This is a genomic window from Streptomyces sp. NPDC057271, from assembly GCF_042668715.1.
Taxonomy (GTDB): domain Bacteria; phylum Actinomycetota; class Actinomycetes; order Streptomycetales; family Streptomycetaceae; genus Streptomyces.
In genome coordinates this window covers 58,702-80,238 of record NZ_JBHUYJ010000022.1, presented here as the reverse complement: position 1 = coordinate 80,238, position 21,537 = coordinate 58,702, and the positions used below count along the sequence as shown (strand labels likewise).

20 protein-coding genes are annotated in these 21,537 nt (G+C 70.2%); 4 read left to right on the top strand and 16 right to left on the bottom strand.

Annotated elements, in window-relative coordinates:
• Nucleotides 1-145 precede the first annotated feature (145 nt).
• The 7 genes from ACFUJR_RS13625 to ruvC all read right to left on the bottom strand — a co-directional run bounded on the left by ACFUJR_RS13625 (nt 146) and on the right by ruvC (nt 6,866).
• A complete protein-coding gene (locus tag ACFUJR_RS13625) occupies nt 146-697 on the bottom strand; it encodes an adenine phosphoribosyltransferase (protein WP_383181358.1) in 552 nt (183 codons plus the stop codon).
• Nucleotides 694-1,785 carry a protein translocase subunit SecF gene (secF, locus tag ACFUJR_RS13620; RefSeq protein WP_383181361.1) on the bottom strand — a complete coding sequence of 364 codons (1,092 nt, stop codon included), beginning with the start codon at nt 1,783-1,785 and terminating at the stop codon, nt 694-696. The genes ACFUJR_RS13625 and secF overlap by 4 nt, the downstream gene beginning before the upstream one ends.
• 1 nt (nt 1,786) lies before the next feature.
• Entirely contained in the window at nt 1,787-3,583 is a 1,797-nt protein-coding gene (gene secD, locus ACFUJR_RS13615; protein ID WP_383181364.1) for a protein translocase subunit SecD, read from the bottom strand.
• Nucleotides 3,584-3,727: 144 nt separating this feature from the next.
• Complete coding sequence (gene yajC, locus ACFUJR_RS13610; RefSeq protein WP_383181289.1) at nt 3,728-4,195, bottom strand: preprotein translocase subunit YajC; 468 nt, start codon at nt 4,193-4,195, stop codon at nt 3,728-3,730.
• Between the two features lie 176 nt (nt 4,196-4,371).
• A complete protein-coding gene (gene ruvB / locus ACFUJR_RS13605) occupies nt 4,372-5,451 on the bottom strand; it encodes a Holliday junction branch migration DNA helicase RuvB (protein ID WP_383181292.1) in 1,080 nt (359 codons plus the stop codon).
• Nucleotides 5,452-5,697: 246 nt separating this feature from the next.
• On the bottom strand, nt 5,698-6,327 hold the full coding sequence (gene ruvA / locus ACFUJR_RS13600) for a Holliday junction branch migration protein RuvA (RefSeq protein ID WP_383181295.1): 630 nt from the start codon (nt 6,325-6,327) through the stop codon (nt 5,698-5,700).
• Nucleotides 6,324-6,866: a crossover junction endodeoxyribonuclease RuvC gene (ruvC, locus tag ACFUJR_RS13595; protein WP_383181298.1), complete on the bottom strand. Its 543-nt coding sequence runs from the start codon at nt 6,864-6,866 to the stop codon at nt 6,324-6,326. Before ruvC ends, ruvA begins: the two co-directional genes overlap by 4 nt.
• A gap of 243 nt (nt 6,867-7,109) precedes the next feature.
• Here ruvC and ACFUJR_RS13590 point away from each other — a divergent pair, with 243 nt between their 5' ends.
• Nucleotides 7,110-7,403, top strand: coding sequence for a hypothetical protein (locus tag ACFUJR_RS13590; RefSeq protein ID WP_383181301.1), 294 nt, complete (start codon nt 7,110-7,112; stop codon nt 7,401-7,403).
• 204 nt (nt 7,404-7,607) lie between these two features.
• Here the strand turns inward: ACFUJR_RS13590 and ACFUJR_RS13585 are convergent, their stop codons facing one another.
• The 7 genes from ACFUJR_RS13585 to pgsA form a co-directional block, all read right to left on the bottom strand.
• Nucleotides 7,608-8,360 carry a YebC/PmpR family DNA-binding transcriptional regulator gene (locus ACFUJR_RS13585; RefSeq protein WP_383168993.1) on the bottom strand — a complete coding sequence of 251 codons (753 nt, stop codon included), beginning with the start codon at nt 8,358-8,360 and terminating at the stop codon, nt 7,608-7,610.
• Between the two features lie 62 nt (nt 8,361-8,422).
• Complete coding sequence (pdxT, locus tag ACFUJR_RS13580; protein WP_383168990.1) at nt 8,423-9,013, bottom strand: pyridoxal 5'-phosphate synthase glutaminase subunit PdxT; 591 nt, start codon at nt 9,011-9,013, stop codon at nt 8,423-8,425.
• A 6-nt stretch (nt 9,014-9,019) separates the two neighbouring features.
• A complete protein-coding gene (gene pdxS, locus ACFUJR_RS13575) occupies nt 9,020-9,868 on the bottom strand; it encodes a pyridoxal 5'-phosphate synthase lyase subunit PdxS (RefSeq protein ID WP_229883522.1) in 849 nt (282 codons plus the stop codon).
• Nucleotides 9,869-10,056: 188 nt separating this feature from the next.
• Entirely contained in the window at nt 10,057-10,599 is a 543-nt protein-coding gene (locus tag ACFUJR_RS13570) for a hypothetical protein (RefSeq protein WP_383168987.1), read from the bottom strand.
• A 319-nt stretch (nt 10,600-10,918) separates the two neighbouring features.
• Nucleotides 10,919-12,082, bottom strand: coding sequence for a glycosyltransferase family 4 protein (locus ACFUJR_RS13565; RefSeq protein WP_383168983.1), 1,164 nt, complete (start codon nt 12,080-12,082; stop codon nt 10,919-10,921).
• A complete protein-coding gene (locus ACFUJR_RS13560; RefSeq protein ID WP_383168981.1) occupies nt 12,079-13,005 on the bottom strand; it encodes a phosphatidylinositol mannoside acyltransferase in 927 nt (308 codons plus the stop codon). Before ACFUJR_RS13560 ends, ACFUJR_RS13565 begins: the two co-directional genes overlap by 4 nt.
• The gene (gene pgsA / locus ACFUJR_RS13555; RefSeq protein WP_383168978.1) at nt 13,002-13,676 is read right to left on the bottom strand and encodes a phosphatidylinositol phosphate synthase; all 675 of its coding nucleotides are present in this window, start codon (nt 13,674-13,676) and stop codon (nt 13,002-13,004) included. Before pgsA ends, ACFUJR_RS13560 begins: the two co-directional genes overlap by 4 nt.
• 252 nt (nt 13,677-13,928) lie before the next feature.
• On the opposite strand from pgsA, the gene ACFUJR_RS13550 reads away from it, so the two are divergent.
• Both ACFUJR_RS13550 and ACFUJR_RS13545 read left to right on the top strand, forming a co-directional pair.
• Nucleotides 13,929-16,136, top strand: a complete 2,208-nt coding sequence (locus ACFUJR_RS13550; protein ID WP_383168975.1) for an elongation factor G-like protein EF-G2 — start codon at nt 13,929-13,931, stop codon at nt 16,134-16,136.
• A 182-nt stretch (nt 16,137-16,318) separates the two neighbouring features.
• Nucleotides 16,319-17,977: a hypothetical protein gene (locus ACFUJR_RS13545; protein WP_383168972.1), complete on the top strand. Its 1,659-nt coding sequence runs from the start codon at nt 16,319-16,321 to the stop codon at nt 17,975-17,977.
• Between the two features lie 3 nt (nt 17,978-17,980).
• Here ACFUJR_RS13545 and ACFUJR_RS13540 read toward each other — a convergent pair whose 3' ends face one another.
• The gene (locus ACFUJR_RS13540; RefSeq protein ID WP_383168969.1) at nt 17,981-18,553 is read right to left on the bottom strand and encodes an HIT family protein; all 573 of its coding nucleotides are present in this window, start codon (nt 18,551-18,553) and stop codon (nt 17,981-17,983) included.
• A 66-nt stretch (nt 18,554-18,619) separates the two neighbouring features.
• On the opposite strand from ACFUJR_RS13540, the gene ACFUJR_RS13535 reads away from it, so the two are divergent.
• Nucleotides 18,620-19,297 (top strand): potassium channel family protein, encoded by a 678-nt coding sequence (locus tag ACFUJR_RS13535; protein WP_383168966.1) that lies wholly within the window; start codon nt 18,620-18,622, stop codon nt 19,295-19,297.
• Between the two features lie 18 nt (nt 19,298-19,315).
• Here ACFUJR_RS13535 and thrS read toward each other — a convergent pair whose 3' ends face one another.
• Nucleotides 19,316-21,292, bottom strand: a complete 1,977-nt coding sequence (gene thrS / locus ACFUJR_RS13530; protein WP_383168963.1) for a threonine--tRNA ligase — start codon at nt 21,290-21,292, stop codon at nt 19,316-19,318.
• Nucleotides 21,293-21,537 lie beyond the last annotated feature (245 nt).

Below are 21,537 nucleotides of genomic sequence, written 5' to 3'. Positions count from 1 at the left end.
GGTTCTGCTTTGCCCCCTTTTGTTGGGGGTGAGGCGCACACCGGTGGGGGGAGCCCATTTTGGGTGAGGAAAGCGCTCAGGACAATGGAGGGTACCCCCGGGGGCTCCCCTGGGGCGCCCCGTCACCTCACGCGCGCGTGCGGTGTCAGACCGTGATCAGCGCCTCCAGTGGAGCGCCGCGCAGGGCGGGCTCCAGGCGGGCGCGGCCCGGCAGGAAGCCGAGTTCCATGAGGACCGCGACGCCTGCGACCTCGGCCCCGGCCCGCCGGATGAGCTCGATGGAGGCCTCGGCGGTGCCGCCGGTGGCGAGGACGTCGTCGATGACCATGACGCGGTCGCCGGCGACCAGGTCCTCGGCGTGCACCTCGATCTCGGCGGTGCCGTACTCCAGCTCGTACGCCTGCTTCAGCGTCGCACCGGGCAGCTTGCCGGCCTTGCGGACCGGGACGAATCCCAGGCCCGCACGGACGGCGACCGGTGCGGCGAGGATGAAGCCCCGCGCCTCGAGGCCGACGATCTTCGTCGCGCCGTGCGTGACGCACAGCGCGGCGAGGCTGTCGGTCAGCGCCGTGAACGCCTCCGGGTCCGCGAGGAGCGGGGTGATGTCCTTGAACAGCACTCCCGGCTTCGGGTAGTCGGGGACGTCCCGGATCCGGCTGAGGAGCAGGACCGTGGTGTCCTGTGCTTCAGCGGTCATCCGCGGTTCTCCGACGGGCGGCCGCGACGGCCGCGCTGACCGACGACGGTGGTCTCGGCCTCGTCGTGGAAGTCGTCCGCGTCCTCGTCGGCGCCGTCCAGGGGCTCCCCCTTGGCGGCCGCGGACGCGCGCTTGGCGAGCACCCGCTTCTTGAGGGCCTTCATCGCCGGCTCGCGCTCCTTGAGGTCGGCGACGAGCGGGGTGGCGATGAAGATCGAGGAGTACGCACCGGCGGCGAGACCGACGAACAGCGACAGCGAGATGTCGTTCAGCATGCCGGCGCCGAGTACGCCGCCACCGATGAAGAGCAGACCGGCGACCGGCAGCAGGGCCACGACGGTGGTGTTGATCGAACGGATCAAGGTGCCGTTGATCGACCGGTTGGCCACATCGCTGTAGGTGTAGCGGGTCTGCTTGGTGATGTCCTTCGTCCCCTCCTTGAGGGAGTCGAAGACCACGACCGTGTCGTACAGCGAGTAGCCGAGGATCGTCAGCAGACCGATGACCGTGCCGACCGTGACCTCGAAGCCGACGAGCGAATAGATGCCGACGGTGATGGTCAGGTCGTGGATCAGGGCGATGAGCGCCGCGACCGCCATTCTCCATTCGAAGGCGATGGCCAGGTAGATCACCACAAGGATCATGAAGACCGCGAGACCGGTCCATGCCTTGTTGGCGATCTGCTCACCCCAGCTGGGGCCGACCAGCTCCGCCGCGATCTTGTTCTCGGCGATGTTCAGGTTCTTGGCGAGCTCGGCGCGGACCTGGTCGGACTTCTCGGTGTCGAGGCCGCCGACCTGGATGCGCAGCGCGCCGCTGCCGAGCTTCTGGACGACGGCGGTATGGCCGGAGGCCTCCTCGGCGTACTCCTGTGCCTGGGAGACCGAGACCTCCGACTTCGGGGTGGTGAAGACGGCACCGCCCTGGAACTCGATGCCCATGTTCAGGCCGCGGACGGCCAGCGCCACGATCGCCGTGATGGTGATCAGGATGGACAGGCCGTACCAGAGCTTGCGGTTGCCGATGAAGTCGTAGGCGACCTCACCGCGGTTGAGCCGGGCGCCGAGACTGTCGCGCTTCTTCGCCATCTCACGCCTCCTTCGGGTGGTCGACAGGGCCAGCGGCAGAGACAGGGACACGACGGGAACGGCGCAGCGGCGGCTTGGCGCCGAGTCGCTTCGGGTCCAGTCCGGACCAGGCGTGGCCCTCGCCGTAGAACTTGGTGCGCGCGAGCAGCGTCATCAGCGGCTTGGTGAAGAGGAACACCACGACCACGTCGAGCAGGGTGGTCAGGCCGAGGGTGAACGCGAAGCCCTGGACCTTGCCGACGGTGACGACGAAGAGCACCGCGGCGGCGAGGAACGACACGAAGTCGGAGACGAGGATCGTACGACGGGCACGCGGCCAGGCACGCTCGACGGCCGGGCGCAGGTTGCGGCCCTCGCGGACCTCGTCGCGGATGCGTTCGAAGTAGACGATGAACGAGTCCGCGGTGATACCGATGGCCACGATGGCGCCACAGACGGCCGGCAGGTTCAGCGCGAAGCCGATGGCCGGGCCGAGCAGCGACATGATCACGTAGGTGAGGAGGGCCGAGGCGCCGAGGCTGAGCAGGGCGATCAGCGACAGGCCGCGGTAGTAGACGACCAGGTACAGGACGACGAGGGCGAGGCCGATGGCACCGGCGATCAGACCGGCCTCCAGCTGCTCACCACCGAGCGCGGCGGTGACCGTGTCGACGCTCTGGGTGTCGAAGGAGAGCGGCAGGGCGCCGTAGGACAGGATGTTGCCGAGGTCCTGGGCCGACTCCTGGTTGAAGCTGCCGGAGATCTCCGCGTTGGCGCTCAGCGTGGTCCGCACGGACGGGGCCGAGACGACAGAGCCGTCCAGGACGATCGCGAACTGGTTCTGCGGCTCCTGCTGCTGCGAGAGCTTGCCGGTGATCTTCGCGAACTTCTTGGCGCCCTCGTCCGTGAACTCCATGTTCACGATCCACATGCCGCGCTGCTGGTCGAAGACGCCCTTGGCGTCGTCGACGTCACGACCGTCCACCTCGGCCGGGCCGAGGATGTACTTGGCGTCGCCCTCGGTGCCGCATGCGAGCGTCGGCTGCTCCGCCGGAACGGCGCGGGCCGGGTTCGGCACGACCTTCTTCTCGCCGGGCTTCGCGGCCTTGGGCGTGCAGTCGAGCGCGGCGAACTCCTGCTGCAGCTTCGCGGCGGCGTCGGCGGGCGGCGTGGCGCCGGGGGACTCCGTGGTGCCCGGCGAGGGGGTGGCCGACGCGCTCGGGGTGGGCGCCTTCTTCAGGGCCTCGCTGACGGCGCGGCCCTGCGTGGTGGCACTCGCGGAGGGGGAGGCCTCGCCGTCCTTGGTGGCCGAGGCCGACGGGCTCGCGGAGGAGTCGGCCGACGGCGTCGTGGACGCGGAGGGCGTGGCGCTGCCGGTCGGCGTCGGGGTCGCCGGCGCGCTCGGGGCCCAGGCCAGTACCGGTCGGAAGTGCAGCTGAGCGGTCGTACCGACCTGCTCACGGGCCTGCTTCTCGTTCACACCCCGGGGGATGTTGACGACGATGTTCTCGCGACCCTGTGTCTGGACCTCGGACTCGGACACACCCAGACCGTTGACACGGCGCTCGATGATGCCGACCGCCGTGTTCATGTTGGTCTCGTTGACGGCCTCTTCCTTGCCCGGCTCGGCCTTCGCCTTGAGCGTGATGGACGTACCGCCCGCGAGGTCGATACCCAGCCGCGGCGTGGTGTGACCCGACCAGAACATTCCGCCCGTGAGCGCGACCATCGCGATCAGGATCAGAGCCAGGGCACGCCCCGGCCTGCTCTGGCCCCCCGGGCCCCCCGCCGGCCTTCGGCCCTTCTTCGGTGCTGCCACCTTGTCGTTTCTCCCTGTCCAACCGCCCGGCGCCGGGTGTGCGCGGTGCGGCCACGAAGTGTGTGTGGGGACCTGCCCCCGCAGACGTGGAACCGTGCCGGGGACCGCGGACGCCTGTGGGCGTCCCGCGGTCCCCGGTCGCGACTACTTCGCCTCGGTCCCGCTGTCGCCCTTGCCGTCCTTGTTGACCTCGGCGTCGGCCTCGACGGCCTCGGCCTTCTTGGTCAGGTCGGGCTTGGTGTCCGCGACGACCTCGTCCGCCGCGACGGCGTCGGCCGTCTCGGTCAGGGAGGAGGCGTCGTCCGGGACGACGGTCTCGGCGTCCGGCTCGTCACCGTGGACGATGCGGTTGTACTCGTCGTCCGCGAGGACCGCGCCGATGGCGTTCTTCGCGTAGACGGCGTGCACGCCGGGAGCGACCTCGAGGAGGACGGTCTCGTCGCCGATTTCCTTGACGGTGGCGTACATCCCCCCGATCGTCCGTACGCCGGTGCCGGGCTGCATCTCGTCGCGCATCTGCGCGGCCGCCTGCTGCTTCTTCTTCGCAGAGCGGGTCATCAGGAACATGGCCCCGATGAGGACGATGAAGGGGAGGAGGGTCACGATACTCACGGGACGGGTTTCCTTCGCACGGACGCGGAGAACCCGCGGCCTGATCTTCGGGGGTGGGCGTGCCGACCAGAAAGGTCGGCATCGGCGGAGTCTAGGCGAGTCCGCATCGTTGGAACAACGTCCAGCATCGCACCCTGGTTCCTCGTCCGGCGAGTCTCCGCGCCGTCACCGAACCGTCACGCCCCGAAGAGCCCCTGTTGTCCGCTTCCCGGCGTGCCCGGGGCCGCTGCCTGCGGCGGAACGAGTCCGAGGTGTGTCCATGCCGCCGGAGTGGCGACCCGACCACGGGGTGTGCGCGCCAGGAGTCCTTCTCGTACGAGGAAGGGTTCGGCGACCTCCTCGACGGTCTCCCGCTCCTCCCCCACCGCCACGGCGAGGGTCGACAGACCGACCGGTCCGCCGCCGAAGAGCTTGAGCAGGGCCTCCAGGACGGCCCGGTCGAGCCGGTCGAGGCCGCGGGCGTCCACCTCGTAGACGCCGAGCGCGGCGGAGGCGATCTCGCGGGTGATCACGCCGTCGGCCCTGACCTGGGCGTAGTCGCGGACGCGGCGCAGGAGGCGGTTGGCGATGCGGGGGGTGCCGCGCGAACGGCCGGCGATCTCGGCGGCTCCGGCGGTGTCGATCTCGACGTCGAGGAGTCCGGCGGACCGGTGGATGACGCGCTCCAGCTCGGCGGGGTCGTAGAACTCCATGTGGCCGGTGAAGCCGAAGCGGTCGCGGAGCGGGGGCGGCAGGAGTCCGGCGCGGGTGGTGGCGCCGACCAGGGTGAAGGGCGGCAGCTCCAGCGGGATGGCCGTGGCCCCGGGGCCCTTGCCGACGATGACGTCGACGCGGAAGTCCTCCATGGCCATGTAGAGCATCTCCTCGGCGGGCCGGGACATGCGGTGGATCTCGTCGAGAAAGAGGATCTCTCCCTCCTGGAGGGAGGAGAGGATCGCGGCGAGGTCGCCGGCGTGCTGGATGGCGGGACCGGAGGTGATCCGGATCGGGGCGTTCATCTCGGCGGCGATGATCATCGAGAGGGTGGTCTTGCCGAGACCGGGGGCGCCGGAGAGCAGGACGTGGTCCGCGGTGGCGCCGCGCTGACGGGCGGCCTTGAGGACCAGGTCGAGCTGCTGGCGGACCTTCTCCTGGCCGACGAACTCGTCGAGGTCCTTGGGACGCAGCGCCGCCTCGACGGCCTGGTCGTCGCCGTCGGCGGAGGCGCCGACGAGGCGGTCCTCGGCTGCGGGTGCGGTGTCGTCGTCCCAGTTCACGGTCTCTGCCTTCGTGGTGTGGTGCGGTGGGGTGCGTGTCGATGCGGGGCGAGGGCGGGGCGCGAGCGGGGGCGAGGGCGGGGCGGGCGCTGCACGGGGCTCCTGCCCCACCCTGCCCCCTACGCCTGGCGGCGTGGGGGTGTGCCGCCGCCTCCCGAACCGGGGGCACACCCCCAGGCCCCCGTACGGCCTGCGGCCGTGTCCCCGAGCGCCGGACGGGCTGAGGGATCCATGCCCGCCGGCATGTCAGCGGGCTCGGTTCAGGGTCTGGAGGGCCGCCCGGAGAAGCTGCGGGACCGGCGCCGCTTCGCCCGCGGCGATGGCGGCTTCGGCCTGCGGAGTCACCGCCGCGACCGCCTCCTCCGCCTCGCGGGACGCGTAGCCGAGGCCGATGAGGGCGGCGGAGAGCTGCTCCGTCCACGGCGCGGGACCGGCCGCCGGGCGCTGGGCGCCGACGAGGCCGCCGGTGCCGAGAGGCCGGCCCAGCTTGTCCTTCAGTTCGAGGAGGAGCTTCTGCGCCCCCTTCTTGCCGATACCGGGGACGGCGGTCAGGGCCTTCTCGTCTCCGGTGGAGACGGCGAGTCGGAGCGCGTCCGGGCTGTGCACGCCGAGCATGGCCTGGGCGAGGCGGGGTCCGACGCCACTGGCGGTCTGGAGCAGTTCGAAGACCTGGCGCTCGTCGTCGTCGGCGAAGCCGTAGAGCGTCAGGGAGTCCTCACGGACCACCAGCGACGTGGCGAGCCGGGCCTCCTGACCGATCCTCAGATCGGCGATGGTGTTCGGCGTGCACTGGACGGCCATGCCGATGCCGCCGACCTCGACGACCGCGGTGGTGGGAGCGAGCGCGGCGACCGGGCCGCTGACGAAGGCGATCATGCGGGTCGGCCTTTCGAGGCGTGGGTTGCGTGATGGGCGGCGACGGCCTGCTGCAGGCGGTTCTGGGCCGGGGCGCGCCAGATGTGACAGATGGCCAGGGCGAGGGCGTCCGCCGCGTCGGCCGGCTTGGGCGGGGCGGACAGCCGGAGCAGTCGGGTCACCATGGCTCCGACCTGGGCCTTGTCGGCGCGGCCGCTTCCCGTGACGGCCGCCTTGACCTCGCTGGGGGTGTGCAGCACGACGGGGATGCCGCGCCGGGACGCGCAGAGCATGGCGACGGCGCTGGCCTGGGCCGTGCCCATCACCGTACGCACGTTGTGCTGGCTGAAGACCCGCTCCACGGCGACCACTTCGGGCCGGTACTCCTCGATCCAGGCCGCGATGCCCTGTTCGATGAGGACGAGCCGCGCGCCGATCTGATCGTCGGCGGGAGTGCGCACGACGCCGACGCCGAGCATCGTCAGAAGGCGCCCGGCGACGCCGTCGACGACCCCCACGCCGCACCGCGTCAACCCGGGGTCGACACCCAAGACACGCACTGCCCCTCCTTCCCTCGGTAACCGCCTGAAGGCTACCGGCTGCCTCTGACACCGCGGCCGACCACGGGGTCCGGCGGGCCGACGACCCGGCGGCGGCGCGGACCGAGCGCCGCGAATTCACCTTGCCGTCATGATCGTCAATCATTATGATCACTGACACTCGTACGTTTGACCGACGTACGGATGTTCGAGTGGTCGTTTTCGTCCCGACCACACAACCCAACAGGGGGAAACATGCGTCGCATGTCCAAGATCGGCGTCACCGGCGCCGCGATCGCGCTCGCCACGGTCGGTCTCAGCTCGCCCGCCCAGGCCGCTTCCTCGGAGATCCACCGCGGCAAGACCGGCTGCTTCAGCTGGTCCTGGGCCGAGGGCTGGACCACCACCACCGTGTACTACCGGAACACCTGCACCTACAAGGCGTCGATGAACGTCTGGTGGCAGGACGGCCGGACCAGCCGGATGAAGAAGGTCACCGCCGCGGGCGGCGCCTCGGGGAGCGTCAAGAACTCGGGCGACTTCAAGCGGATCGACTGAACGTGATCCCGGACCCGGCTGATTCCTGACACCCGGCCGGGGATGTCGAAAAAGCGGCCCGCCGGTTTCCGGCGGGCCGCTCTCCGTATCCGCTCTCACGCGACTCAGGGCTCGGACGGCTCGGACGGCTCGGACGGAGAACGGCCGGACCAACGGGTATCTCCGTCGGTCCGGCCGTTCTCCGTCTGCGAAGGCGAGGCCTCGTCAGGCGTCGACCTTCTCCATGACCTCGTCGCTGACGTCGAAGTTGGCGAAGACGTTCTGCACGTCGTCGCTGTCCTCCAGCGCGTCGATCAGCTTGAAGATCTTGCGCGCGCCCTCCTCGTCCAGCTCGACCTGCATGGTCGGGACGAAGCTGGAGTCGGCGGAGTCGTAGTCGATACCGGCCTCCTGGAGGGCGGTACGGACGGCGACCATGTCGGTGGCCTCGCTGATGACCTCGAAGCTCTCACCGAGGTCGTTGACTTCTTCGGCACCCGCGTCGAGGACGGCACCGAGGACGTCGTCCTCGGACAGCTCGCCCTTGGGCAGCACGATGACGCCCTTGCGGTTGAACAGGTACGAGACCGAGCCGGGGTCGGCCATCGAACCGCCGTTGCGGGTCATGGCGACGCGGACGTCGGAGGCGGCACGGTTGCGGTTGTCGGTGAGGCACTCGATGAGCACCGCGACACCGTTCGGACCGTAGCCCTCGTACATGATCGTCTCGTAGTCGACGCCGCCGGCCTCGAGGCCGCCGCCGCGCTTGATCGCCGAGTCGATGTTCTTGTTCGGGACCGAGCTCTTCTTCGCCTTCTGCACGGCGTCGAACAGCGTCGGGTTGCCATCCAGGTCGGCGCCGCCGGTCCGGGCCGCGACCTCGATGTTCTTGATCAGCTTCGCGAAGAGCTTGCCGCGCTTGGCGTCGATCACGGCCTTCTTGTGCTTCGTCGTAGCCCATTTAGAGTGGCCGGACATCTGCCTGTCTCCTTCGCGTAACCCATTTCTGAACGAACCCCAGAGATCTTACCGGGACCTCGTCACCGGGCGGCGCGCACCATGTCGACGAACAGGGCGTGGATGCGGTGATCGCCGGTGAGTTCGGGATGGAACGAGGTCGCCAGGGCCTGCCCCTGTCGTACGGCCACGATGTGGCCCTCGTGCTCGGCGAGGACCTCGACCTCCGCGCCGACCGACTCGACCCACGGGGCGCGGATGAAGACGCCCTCGACGGGGCCGTCCTCGATGCCGGTGACGGTGACGCCGGCCTCGAAGGACTCGTTCTGACGGCCGAACGCGTTGCGGCGGACGATCATGTCGATGCCGCCGAAGGTCTCCTGGCCCGAGCGCGGGTCGAGGATCTTGTCGGCGAGCATGATCAGACCGGCGCAGGTGCCGTAGACGGGCAGGCCGGCGGCGATGCGCTCACGCAGCGGCTCCATCAGGCCGAAGAGCGCGGCCAGCTTGGAGATGGTGGTGGACTCGCCGCCGGGTATGACGAGGCCGTCGACCTCGGCGAGCTCCTCGGGGCGCCGGACCGGCCTGGCCACGGCGTCAGCCGCGGCCAGGGCGATCAGGTGCTCCCGTACGTCGCCCTGGAGGGCCAGGACACCGATCACGGGTGTGGTCATGGGTGATTACCAGCCGCGGTTGGCGTAGCGCTCGGACTCGGGGAGGGTGTCGCAGTTGATGCCGACCATGGCCTCGCCCAGGTTACGGGAGGCGTCCGCGATGACCTTCGGGTCGTCGTAGAAGGTGGTGGCCTTCACGATGGCGGCGGCGCGCTTGGCCGGGTCGCCCGACTTGAAGATGCCGGAGCCGACGAAGACACCCTCGGCGCCGAGCTGGCGCATCAGGGCGGCGTCGGCCGGGGTGGCGACACCACCGGCGGAGAACAGCACGACCGGCAGCTTGCCGAGCTCGGCGACCTCCTTGACGAGCTCGTACGGGGCTCGCAGGTCCTTGGCGGCGGCGAACAGCTCGTTGTTGTCGAAGCCGCGCAGCTTGGCGATCTCGTTCTTGATCTGACGCAGGTGGCGGACGGCCTCGACGACGTTGCCGGTGCCGGCCTCGCCCTTGGAGCGGATCATGGCCGCGCCCTCGGCGATACGACGCAGGGCCTCGCCCAGGTTGGTGGCGCCACAGACGAAGGGGGTGGTGAAGGCCCACTTGTCGGAGTGGTTGATCTCGTCGGCCGGGGTGAGGACCTCGGACTCGTCGATGTAGTCGACACCGAGGGACTGCAGGACCTGGGCCTCGACGAAGTGGCCGATGCGGGACTTGGCCATGACCGGGATGGAGACCGCGCCGATGATCTCTTCGATCATGTTCGGGTCGGACATCCGGGCGACGCCGCCGTCCTTGCGGATGTCGGCGGGGACCCGCTCCAGGGCCATGACGGCCACGGCGCCCGCGTCCTCGGCGATCTTCGCCTGCTCGGCGTTGACCACGTCCATGATCACGCCGCCCTTGAGCTGCTCGGCCATGCCGCGCTTGACGCGCGCGGTGCCGGTCTCGGGAGACTGGGTGCTGTTGGGAAGCGTGGTGGACACGGGGACCTCACTCGTGAAAGCGGTGTTGAGACAAGAACGAGGAAACAGGCCACCAGCAGTCCACATCAAGGGCCAATGTTCAGCCGGTGGATCGTTTTGATTGATTTCGCAGGCCGGAATGGTCAGGACGGTCGATCCGCAAGGGCCACGGGCGGTTCGTCGTCCATTTCGAAGGCCAGCGGAAACGGTGCGTGGCCTGCGAGCCGGAACCAGCGCACCGTGCGGTGGCGGCGCAGCGCCCGTGCGGCGCGCACGGCGTCGTTGTGGAACCTGCGGGCCATCGGTACGCGGCGGACGGCCGCCGCGAGTTCGCCCGCGGCCTCCTCGCCGCCGGGGGCCTCCCGTACCGCCTCGACCTGCTCGGGCTCGCCGAACACCGCCCGCAGCGCCTGGCTCAGTTCGCTCTCGGCGACCTCGCGCTGGTCCTCCTCCGCCTGCCGGGCGGCGTGCGCGGCCTCGTAGAGCACGATCGAGGCGGCCGGGTCGAGCACTCCGGAGGTGGCCAGCTCCTGGGCGACCGAGGCGCGGCGCAGCAGCTGGGCGTCGAGGGCGGCGCGGGCCGCGTCGATCCGCGAGTGCAGCCGGTCGAGCCGGCCGGCGGTCCAGCTGAGGTACAGGCCGATCGCGATCAGCGCGACGACGGTCCAGATCAGGGTTTCGGTCACGGGCGCACAGGCTACCGTCGCGGTGGCAGGACCCCTTCCCACAGGTCACGGTCGTGGGCGAAACGGACCTTCGCCGTCCGCCCGCGAGCTCCGCGAGCCGGTCGAGCCAGGGGCGGTACGGGACGCCGAACTCGGCCGCGACGTCGTACGCCTGCCCCGCGAGGACGGTGATGTGGTCGCCCTGGTCGAGGACGCTGGTGCCCCTCGGTGTGCCCCGGTGTGACGAGGTCGACGTCCCGCGCTGCGGCGGGGAGGGGGTGACGGGTGGGCCGGCAGCGCGCGTCCGTCTCCGGGGAGCCCTCCCCCATGCCGGTGGGGCTCAGTCCCGCGACGCCAGCCCGAACCGCGCCCGCAGGCCCACGCGTTCGTCCGCCGCGACCGATGCCGCGCCGTCCGTCACCGTCTCGTAGACCGCGAGGATGTCCGCGCCCACCGTCGACCAGTCGAAGCGCCGCACATGGGCGCTGCCGCGCCTGCTCAGCTCCTTGCGCCGCACCTCGTCCCCGAGAAGCCGGATCGCCGCGTCCGCCAGCGCGTCCGCGTCCTCGTTGGCGAAGAGCTCGCCCGCCGCGCCCTGGTCGAGGACCTGGGCGAAGGCGTCCAGGTCGGAGGCGAGGACCGGCGCGCCCGCCGACAGCGCCTCGACCAGGATGATGCCGAAGCTCTCGCCGCCCGTGTTCGGCGCGACGTAGAGGTCGACGCTGCGCAGCAGCCGCGCCTTGTCCTCGTCGCTGACCATCCCGAGGAACTCCACGCGCTCCCGCATCTCGCGCGGCAGGGAGGCGACCGCCTCCTCCTCGTCGCCGCGCCCGGCGACCAGGAGCCGCGTCTCGGGCCGCTCCGCGAGGATCTTGGGCAACGCCTTCATCAGGACCGGCAGGCCCTTCCGCGGCTCGTCGATGCGCCCGATGAAGCCGAGGGTCTTCCCCTGCCACTCCGGCCGGGGTTCGGCCCGCGCGAAGAAGTCGACGTCGACGCCGTTGGGGATGACGACGGCGTCGCCGCCGAGGTGCTCGACCAGCGTCCGCCGGGCGTACTCGCTCACCGCGATCCGCGCGCTGATCTTCTCCAGCGCGGGCTGCAGGATCGGGTACGCGGCGATCATCGCCCGCGAGCGCGGGTTGGACGTGTGGAAGGTGGCGACGATCGGCCCCTGTGCGGCCCAGCAGGTCAGCAGGCCGAGCGAGGGCGAGGCGGGCTCGTGGATGTGGATGACGTCGAAGGTGCCGTCGTGCAGCCAGCGCCGTACCCGGGCCGCCGACAGGAAGCCGAAGTTCAGCCGGGCCACCGAGCCGTTGTACGGGACCGGCACGGCGCGGCCCGCCGAGACGACGTACGGCGGCAGCGGCGTCTCGTCGTCGGCGGGGGCGAGCACGGAGACCTCGTGCCCGAGTCTGATGAGGTGCTCGGCGAGGTCGCGGATGTGGAACTGGACGCCACCGGGCACGTCCCACGAGTAGGGGCAGACGATGCCGATCTTCATGGCCGGCGCTCCTCGCCGAGCGGCGTGCGCTCCTCCAGGTCCTTCAGCCACAGTCGCTGCAGCATGTGCCAGTCCTCCGGGTGGTCCGCGATTCCGCCGGCGAAGGCATCGGCCAGCGCCTGTGTCATCACGGACGTCTTCTCGGCCCGCGTACCTGACTCGGGTACGTCGACGGGCGGGTGCACGCGCCCCTTCATGACCGGGGTCTCGTCGTACCAGAGGGTCACCGGCAGCAGCAGCGCGCCCGTCTGCTGGGCGAGCAGCGCGGGCCCGGCCGGCATCCGCGCCGTCTCCCCGAAGAAGGTGACCTCGGTGCCGGAGGCGGACAGGTCACGGTCGGCGACGAGACAGATCAGGCCGCCGTCGCGCAGCCGACGCGCGAGCGTCCCGAAGGCGGAGCCTCCGGAGTGCGGGAGGACCTCCATGCCCAGCGACTCGCGGTAGGCGACGAACCGGTCGTACAGCGTCTCGGGCTTGAGCCGCTCCGCGACCGTGGTGAACGGCACCCCGAGGGAGCGGGTCACCCACACGCCCGCGAGGTCCCAGTTGGCCAGGTGAGGCAGGGCGAGGATCACTCCGCGGCCGGAGGCGAGACCGTCCTTCAGGTAGTGGACGTCCTTGATGTCGATGCCGTCGTCGACCCGCTGCCGGCTCCAGGTCGGCAGCCGGAAGGACTCCATCCAGTACCGCATGTACGAGCGCATGCCGGCCCTCGACAGCTCGCGGAGCCGCTCGGGGCCCGCGTCGGGCACCACGCGCGCGAGGTTGGACTCGAGCCGCAGCACGCTCTTGCCGCGGCGCTTCCAGGCGGTGTCGGCGATCCGCCGTCCGAGCCCGGCCGCCACCGGCTCCGGCAGTTTCTTCACGGCCGCCCAGCCGAGCCCGTACAGGGTGTCGGTCAGTCGGTCCTGCAGCCCGCTCATGGCGTCGCCTCGTTCCCCCGCGCACCGGACGCGTCCGCGGCCGCGTCGGCCTCCGCCGATTCCCGTCGTACCGTGACCACCCGCTGGCCGAGGGTCACCGCGCTTCCGACCGCCACGATCCACAGCGCGATCGGCAGCAGGACGTCGATGCCCGGCACACCGAAGCCGTGCAGTCCGGCGAGGCCCGCGGCGACCAGCGAGATGACGAGCCGCTCGGCCCTCTCGACCAGGCCGTTGACCGCGACCGGCAGGCCAATCGATTCACCTCGCGCCTTGGTGTACGAGACGACCTGGCCGCTGGCCAGGCAGAAGATCGAGACGGCGCACATCACGTTGTCGTCGCCGCTACCCGCGTACCAGAGCGCGAAGCCACCGAAGATGGCGCCGTCGGCGACCCGGTCGAGGGTCGAGTCGAGGAACGCGCCCCAGCGGCTGGAGATCCCCGCCTGCCGGGCCATGTTTCCGTCGACGAGGTCGGAGAAGACGAAGAGGGTGATGACGATCGTGCCCCAGAAGAACTCCCCCCGGGGGAAGAAGACCAGGGCTCCCGCCATCACTCCGGCCGTGCCGATGAGCGTGACCGCGTCGGGGCTGACGCCCCGCCGGAGCAGAAACGCGGCGAACGGTGTGAGGACACGCGTGAAGAATGCACGCGCGTACTTGTTCAGCATGGCCTTCCCGAGGTTCGGTGGGCCGCGCGGCCCCTACGACCACCGGCCCGCCCATCGTAGCCAGCGAGGCTGCCGCCGAACCGACGGGCACCCGCCCGCCGCGTCGCGTACGACGTATGGACGCACCGTGACGTCGGTGCAAAGCTCGAAGGACAACCGCGGGCACCGCCGGAGCTGCCCAATGTCTCCCCCTGCGCCCGCGTCCCGCCTCACCGTGCGAGCGAGCGGTGCAAGCGATCGGGAGGACCCCTCATGGGCGACAAGGCGAACGCACACTCCGGAGCCGCCGGCAGGGCTCCAACGGCCGACCGGCCCTCGGCCGTACGGAACGTGGTGCTGGTCGGCCACAGCGGATCGGGAAAGACGACACTCGTCGAGGCGCTCGCGCTGACCGCGGGGGCGGTCAACCGGGCGGGGCGCGTCGAGGACGGCGGAACGCTCTCCGACCACGACGAGATCGAGCACCGCCAGCAACGCTCCGTACAGCTGTCTCTCGTCCCCCTCGAATGGGACGGGGTCAAGATCAATCTCCTGGACACCCCCGGGTACGCCGACTTCGTCGGGGAGCTGAGGGCCGGCCTGCGCGCCGCGGACGCGGCCCTCTTCGTCGTCTCCGCCGCCCAGGAGGCCGACGCGATCGCCGGGTCGACCCGCATGGTGTGGGAGGAGTGCGCGGCCGTCGGCATGCCCCGCGCCATCGTCGTCACCCATCTGGACACAGCCCGCACCGGCTTCGACGAGCTGACCTCGGTCTGCTCCGCGATCTTCGGCGGTGACGACCCCGATGCCGTCCTCCCCCTCTACCTGCCGCTGTCCGGCCCGGCGGCACCGGACGGGCACGCGCCGACCACGGGTCTGGTGGGGCTCCTCTCGGAGCGGATCTTCGACTACTCCACGGGCGTCCGGCAGGAGAACCCGCCGGACGAGAGCCAGCGGCCGCTGCTCGCGGAGGCCCGTAACCGGCTGATCGAGGGGATCATCGCCGAGAGCGAGGACGAGACCCTCATGGACCGCTATCTCGGCGGCGAGGACATCGACATCAAGTCGCTGATCGACGATCTGGAGAAGGCCGTCGCCCGGGGCACCTTCCATCCGGTGCTGGCCGCCGCGCCCGCCTCCGACGGCGGCAAGCAGGGGCTCGGCACCGTCGAACTGCTCGAACTGATCACCCGTGGCTTCCCGACCCCGCTGGAGCGCGAGGCGCCCGCGGTGACCACGCCCGACGGCGTCCCGCGGCCCCCGGTCACCTGTGATCCCGAGGGGCCGCTCGTCGCCGAGGTCGTCAAGACCGCCTCCGACCCCTATGTCGGCCGGATCTCGCTGGTGCGGGTCTTCTCCGGCACCCTGCGCCCCGACGTGACGATCCATGTCTCCGGACACGGGCTGACCGACCGAGGACACGAGGACCACGACGTCGACGAGCGGGTCGGCGCGCTGACCTCCCCCTTCGGCAAGCAGCAGCGCCAGCTGAGCCAGTGCGTCGCGGGCGACCTGGCGTGCGTGGCCAAGCTCGCCCGGGCGGAGACCGGCGACACCCTCTCCAGCAAGGACGACCCGCTCCTGATGGAGCCCTGGACCATGCCCGATCCGCTGCTTCCCCTGGCGATCGAAGCGCACAGCAAGGCCGACGAGGACCGGCTCTCGCAGGGGCTTGCCCGGCTGGTAGCCGAGGATCCGACCATGCGTCTGGAGCAGAACCAGGACACCCACCAGGTCGTCCTCTGGTGTCTGGGCGAGGCGCACATGGACGTGGCGCTGGAGCGGCTGCGCAGCCGGTACGGGGTGCAGGTCGACGCGGTCCCGCACAAGGTGGCGCTCCGTGAGACCTTCGGCGGGCCGTCGGCCGGGCGGGGCCGGCACGTCAAACAGTCCGGTGGCCACGGGCAGTACGCGATCTGCGAGATCGACGTCGAGCCCCTGCCGCCGGGGAGCGGGATCGAGTTCGTCGACAAGGTGGTGGGCGGGGCTGTTCCGCGCCAGTTCATCCCCTCCGTCGAGAAGGGCGTACGCGCCCAGGCCGCGCGCGGGGTGGCCGCCGGGCATCCGCTGGTCGATGTGCGGATCACCCTGCGCGACGGCAAGGCCCACTCGGTCGACTCCTCCGACGCCGCGTTCCAGACCGCGGGCGCCCTGGCCCTGCGCGAGGCGGCGGCCGAGGCGAGCATCCGGCTCCTGGAGCCGGTCGCCGAGGTCCAGGTCCTCGTCCCCGACGAGTACGTGGGTCCGGTGATGAGCGATCTCTCCGGGCGCCGAGGGCGGGTCGTCGGCACCGAACAGGCAGGTCCTGGGCGGACGTTGGTGCGCGCCGAGGTCCCGGAGATCGAGATCGGACGGTACGCGGTCGAACTCCGCTCCCTCTCGCACGGCACCGGTCGCTTCGACCGCTCGTACGCCCGGCACGAGCCGATGCCGCATCAACTCGCCGAGAAGCTCCGCGAGCAGTCGGGGAAGGGTTCCTAGCCACCCGCACACGGCCGAATGCCGTCCGTCCAACTCCCCTCCGGCGGACGGCATTCGGCCGACCCGTGACGCATCCACCGCTACCCGGTTACGCTGTGGTGCCCAGCTCAGCAGGTGTGCGGGGCGCGGTAGTCGGGAACAGGCCGCAGAGGGTACGCGGTGAACCACGCGGGCGCGCGGCGATGGGGGCATCAGTGACGATCGGCAGTTTCGGACCCGGGGCGCAGGTTCCGCTGCAGGGCTCGGACGGACAGACGGCGGCGACGCATGCGCTGGCCTCCGCCGCGTACCGCGACAGCCCGGTGGAAGCGATCCTGGACGCCAACAACGACTGGCACCAGTCCAAGGTCACCGACGGCAGATGGGCCCGGCTCTTCCGCCCCGACCTCGGCGAGGCGTTCTCGCGCGCGGTCCAGGTGCGGATGCTCGGCGGTGCCCGCAAGGCGCTCATCCAGTCCTTCGGCACCGACCCGCAGCCCGTGGTCGAGCACTGTCTGGCCGCCACCGGCATCCGCAAGCAGCGTGACGTCAGGCTGACCCTGGTCACCTTCGTCTTCGGCGTCCTGTTCCTGCCCGGACTGCTGCTCTGGCTCGGCGTGATCCAGCTGCGCAGGATGGTCGCCGGGTCGGAGAACAGGCGCACCAGCGCGGTGGGCACGGCGATCCTGCTGGTGGCGGCCCTGATCGCGGTGGGTTTCATGATCAAGCTCCCGTTCGGCGGCTTCCTGGGGATCTATCTCCGGGCGATGATCGTCGCCCCGGTCCTCGGCTGGTTCCTCGCCAAGCGGATCTGCGAGTCCACGGCCAGGGATCTGCGGGACCGCTGGACGGCCCTGCTGAGCGGCGGCGGCATCGGCGCGAAGATCCCCGAGGCGGTCCCCGGAGACCCTGCCGAGAAGTCCGCCGAGGAGCTCCGCCAGAACCTGGAGAAGCTCTCCGCCGAGCAGCAGTCCAACATCGTCTTCTACGCGGGCCCGAAGGGAATACTGGGCATGGGCACGCGCTGGGGCAGCTGGACGCTCGCCGAGGAGCTGATCCCCAAGGACGGGCGCGAGATCCACGACTTCCGTGCCTGGGACGTCGTACGGAAAATCCACGACCAGCTCACGATGCTGGAGCGGGGGTCCCTGAAGACCGGCTTCCCCAAGCCGACCGTCAAGCACTGGATCGTCTCTCCGGTGGGCGAGGGTGCCGACGAGGTCGCCAGGCCCGACGGCGACAACATCGTCCACTTCCAGGTCAAGCCGCACGAGATACAGCGCATCTGCAACGACCAGCAGTTCGGCGCCGGCAACCGGCACTACCTCGGTGTGCAGTTCACGCTCTGGGACGGCCAGCTCGTCCTGACGATGATGATCACGGTGACCTCGCTCCATCGCACCCTGCGCGTGGAGGTCACCGGACACGCGCTCGGCCCGGTCCACTCGCTCTTCACCACCAAGCCCAAGGCGAAGACGAAGGAGGTCTCCAAGACGGTGCGTTTCTGGGAGACCAGGGAGGTCCAGCTGCCGCTCCTGGAGACGGACGAGATCGTCCGCAAGGCGGTCCGCGCCCCGCTGACCTGGTTCCCGCCGATCCTGGACTTCCTCGGTGGCAAGCTCGTCCTGCCGGAGCCCTTCGGACTGCGCCACGCCTGGGCCGCACAGCCGTGGCGGCACCGCTTCATGGCCGACGACGCGATCCGTGCCGCGACGCCGGTGATGCGCGCGGTCCACGCGGCGACCATCGAGGTGCTCGACGATCACGGCGTGGACACGGAGCGCTTCACCAACCGCTCGCTGATCCTGAGCGGAGCCGTCCAGGACCCGGGCCCGAAGAAGGCGGACACGTACGACGCGTAGGGGTCAGGCGAGTTCCGACGTGGCCGGCCAGACGGCGGCGAGCATCGCGCGGGTGTCGGCGAGGAGCTGTGGCAGCACCTTCGTGTGGCCGACGACGGGCATGAAGTTGGTGTCTCCGCCCCAGCGGGGCACGATGTGCTGGTGGAGGTGGGCGGCGATGCCGGCTCCCGCGACCGCGCCCTGGTTCATGCCGATGTTGAAGCCGTGCGCTCCGGACGCGGTGCGCAGGGCGATCATGGCCCGCTTGGTGAACTCGCCGAGTTCGGCGGTCTCCGGCGCGTCCAGATCTGTGTAGTCGGCGACGTGACGGTAGGGGACCACCATCAGATGCCCGCCGTTGTACGGGTAGAGATTGAGCACCGCGTAGACGTTCTCGCCCCGTGCTATCACGAGGCCGTCCTCGTCCGACTTCGCCGGGATCACGCAGAACGGACAGCCGTCCTCGGCCCCCGGCCCGGTCGGCTTGTTCTCGCCCTGGATGTACGCCATCCGGTGAGGCGTCCACAGGCGCTGGAACGCGTCCTGCGTCCCGACTCCGATCTGCTGTTCCGGCTCAATCGTCATGCTGTGCAGCATATTGCTTCGCCCGTTCGGAACGTGTCGCCGGGGCGATGATCAGCCGACCTCGGAGATGCTGATCCGATGAGCGAGACGCCGGAGAAGCAGGAGCGCTGGGACCGGCGCATGGAGGCACCGCTCGCGGTGGCATCCCTGCTCTACCTCGCCGGGTACACGGTACGGGTGCTGGCCAGCGGACTGGACCAGGTCTGGCTGAACCTGTGCCTTGCGGTCACGCTCGCGGCCTGGGGCGTCTTCGTCGTCGACTACGTGGTACGGCTCCGGCTCAGCGGCCTGGGCCCCCTGCGCTTCGTCCACGCGCATCTCCTGGGCACGGTGATCCTGGTGCTGCCTCTGCTGCGGCCCTTGCAGATGGTGAAGGTCTACGACCAGATCCAGCGCCGCCGCGACCAGCCGCGTCTCAGCCTCTACGCCCGGGTCATGGCGTACTCCAGTCTCTCGGTGACCCTGCTCGGGTTCGCCTGCGCGCTCGCCGTCTACCAGCACGAGCGAGGAGCCCCCGGTGCCACGATCCGTACCTTCGGCGATGCCGTCTGGTGGGCCGCCGCGACGCTGACGACGGTGGGGTACGGGGATGTGGCCCCGGTGACCCCGGTCGGCCGGACCATCGCGGTGGGGCTGATGGCGTGCGGGGTCGCGCTGATCGGGGCCGTGACGGGTTCGTTCTCGTCCTGGCTGATCCAGTCCTTCACGCGGGAGGACGAGAAGGGGCCCCCGGGAAACTCCCCGGGGGCCCCCTGAGCGTCGGCGCGGCCCGGGTCAGACCTGGACGCGCTCGTCGACGACCTTGGCGATCTTGGCGAGGGCCTCGTCGACGGGGATGCCGTTCTCCTGCGAACCGTCGCGGTAGCGGAAGGAGACGGCGCCGTTGGCCATGTCCTCGTCGCCCGCGATGATCATGAACGGGACCTTCTGCTTCTGCGCGTTGCGGATCTTCTTCTGCATCCGGTCCGAGGAGGCGTCGACCTCGACCCGCAGACCCTGCTTCTTCGCCTTGGCGGCGAACTCCTGGAGGTACGGGATGTGGGCGTCACCGATCGGGATGCCGGTCGCCTGGACGGGGGCCAGCCACGGCGGCATGGCGCCCGCGTAGTGCTCCAGGAGCACGGCGAAGAAGCGCTCGATGGAGCCGAACAGCGCGCGGTGGATCATGACCGGACGCTGCTTGGTGCCGTCGGGGCCGGTGTACTCCAGGTCGAAGCGCTCCGGCAGGTTGAAGTCCAGCTGCACCGTCGACATCTGCCAGGTACGACCGATGGCGTCACGCGCCTGCACGGAGATCTTCGGGCCGTAGAACGCGGCGCCGCCCGGGTCGGGGGTGAGCGGGAGGCCCTGCTTCTCGGCCACCTGCTGGAGGACCGCGGTGGCCTCCTCCCACACCTCGTCCGAGCCGACGAACTTCTCCGGGTCCTTGGTGGACAGCTCCAGGTAGAAGTCGGTCAGACCGTAGTCGCGCAGCAGGTTGAGCACGAAGGTGAGCGTCTTGTCGAGCTCCTCCGCCATCTGCTCGCGGGTGCAGTAGATGTGCGCGTCGTCCTGGGTGAAGCCCCGGGCGCGGGTCAGGCCGTGCACGACGCCCGACTTCTCGTACCGGTACACGGTGCCGAACTCGAAGAGGCGCAGCGGCAGTTCACGGTAGGAACGTCCGCGCGCGTCGAAGATCAGGTTGTGCATCGGGCAGTTCATGGGCTTGAGGTAGTAGTCCACGCCCTCGTCGAGCTGCATGGGGGGGTACATGCCCTCGGCGTACCAGTCGAGGTGACCCGACTTCTCGAACAGCTTGCCCTTGGTGGCGTGCGGCGAGTAGACGAACTCGTAGCCCTCCTCCTCGTGGCGCTTGCGCGAGTAGTCCTCCATGACCCGGCGGATGATGCCGCCCTTGGGGTGGAAGACGGCGAGGCCGGAGCCGATCTCGTCCGGGATGGAGAAGAGGTCGAGCTCGTTGCCGAGCTTGCGGTGGTCGCGCTTCTCGGCCTCGGCGAGGAAGTCGAGGTGGGCCTTCAGCTCGTCCTTCGACGGCCAGGCGGTGCCGTAGATGCGCTGGAGCATCGGGTTCTTCTCGCTGCCGCGCCAGTAGGCGGCGGCGTTCCGCATCAGCTTGAACGCGGGGATGTTCCGCGTGGTGGGCAGGTGGGGGCCCCGGCAGAGGTCCTTCCAGCACAGGTCGCCGGTCTTGGCGTCCAGGTTGTCGTAGATGGTCAGCTCGCCGCCGCCGACCTCGACGCTGGCGCCGTCGTCGGTCGACGCGGAGCCCTTGATGCCGATGAGCTCCAGCTTGTACGGCTCGTCCGCGAGCTCCTCGCGGGCGGCCTCGTCGGTCACGACGCGACGGGAGAAGCGCTGACCGCGCTTCTGGATCTCCTGCATCTTCTTCTCGATGGCCTTGAGATCCTCGGGCGTGAACGGCTTCTCGACGTCGAAGTCGTAGTAGAAGCCGTCCCGGACCGGCGGGCCGATGCCGAGCTTGGCCTCGGGGAAGAGTTCCTGCACGGCCTGGGCCATGACGTGCGCGGTGGAGTGGCGCAGGATGTCGAGTCCGTCCGGGGAGGAGATCTCGACGGGCTCGACGACGTCGCCCTCGGCGACGACGTAGGCGAGGTCCTTCAGCTCACCGCCGACGCGGGCGGCGATCACGGACCGGTCGTCGGCGAACAGCGCGCCGGCGGTCGTGCCCGCGCTCACCGCCCGATCCTCGGCTCCTGAGGCGGACTGGACGGTCACACGGACATCAGACACGGATGCTCTTTCCATAAGGGCGCAGGCAGACACGATGTGCCGGCGTCGACGGCGCGCGACAGAGACGAGGTGCCGCACCCCTGAATCCTACGGGCTCGGTTCAACTCCGGACGCTTCGAGCCGGACTCACAGCCCCGTACGTGCTCGCCCCCCTCGTCCCTCGGCGGGCTGCGCGCGCTCGGGACTGTTCCCCCCGGCCGCGTCCTTCGGCTCACTCGCCAGGCCCTCCGGTGCACCGCGTCACC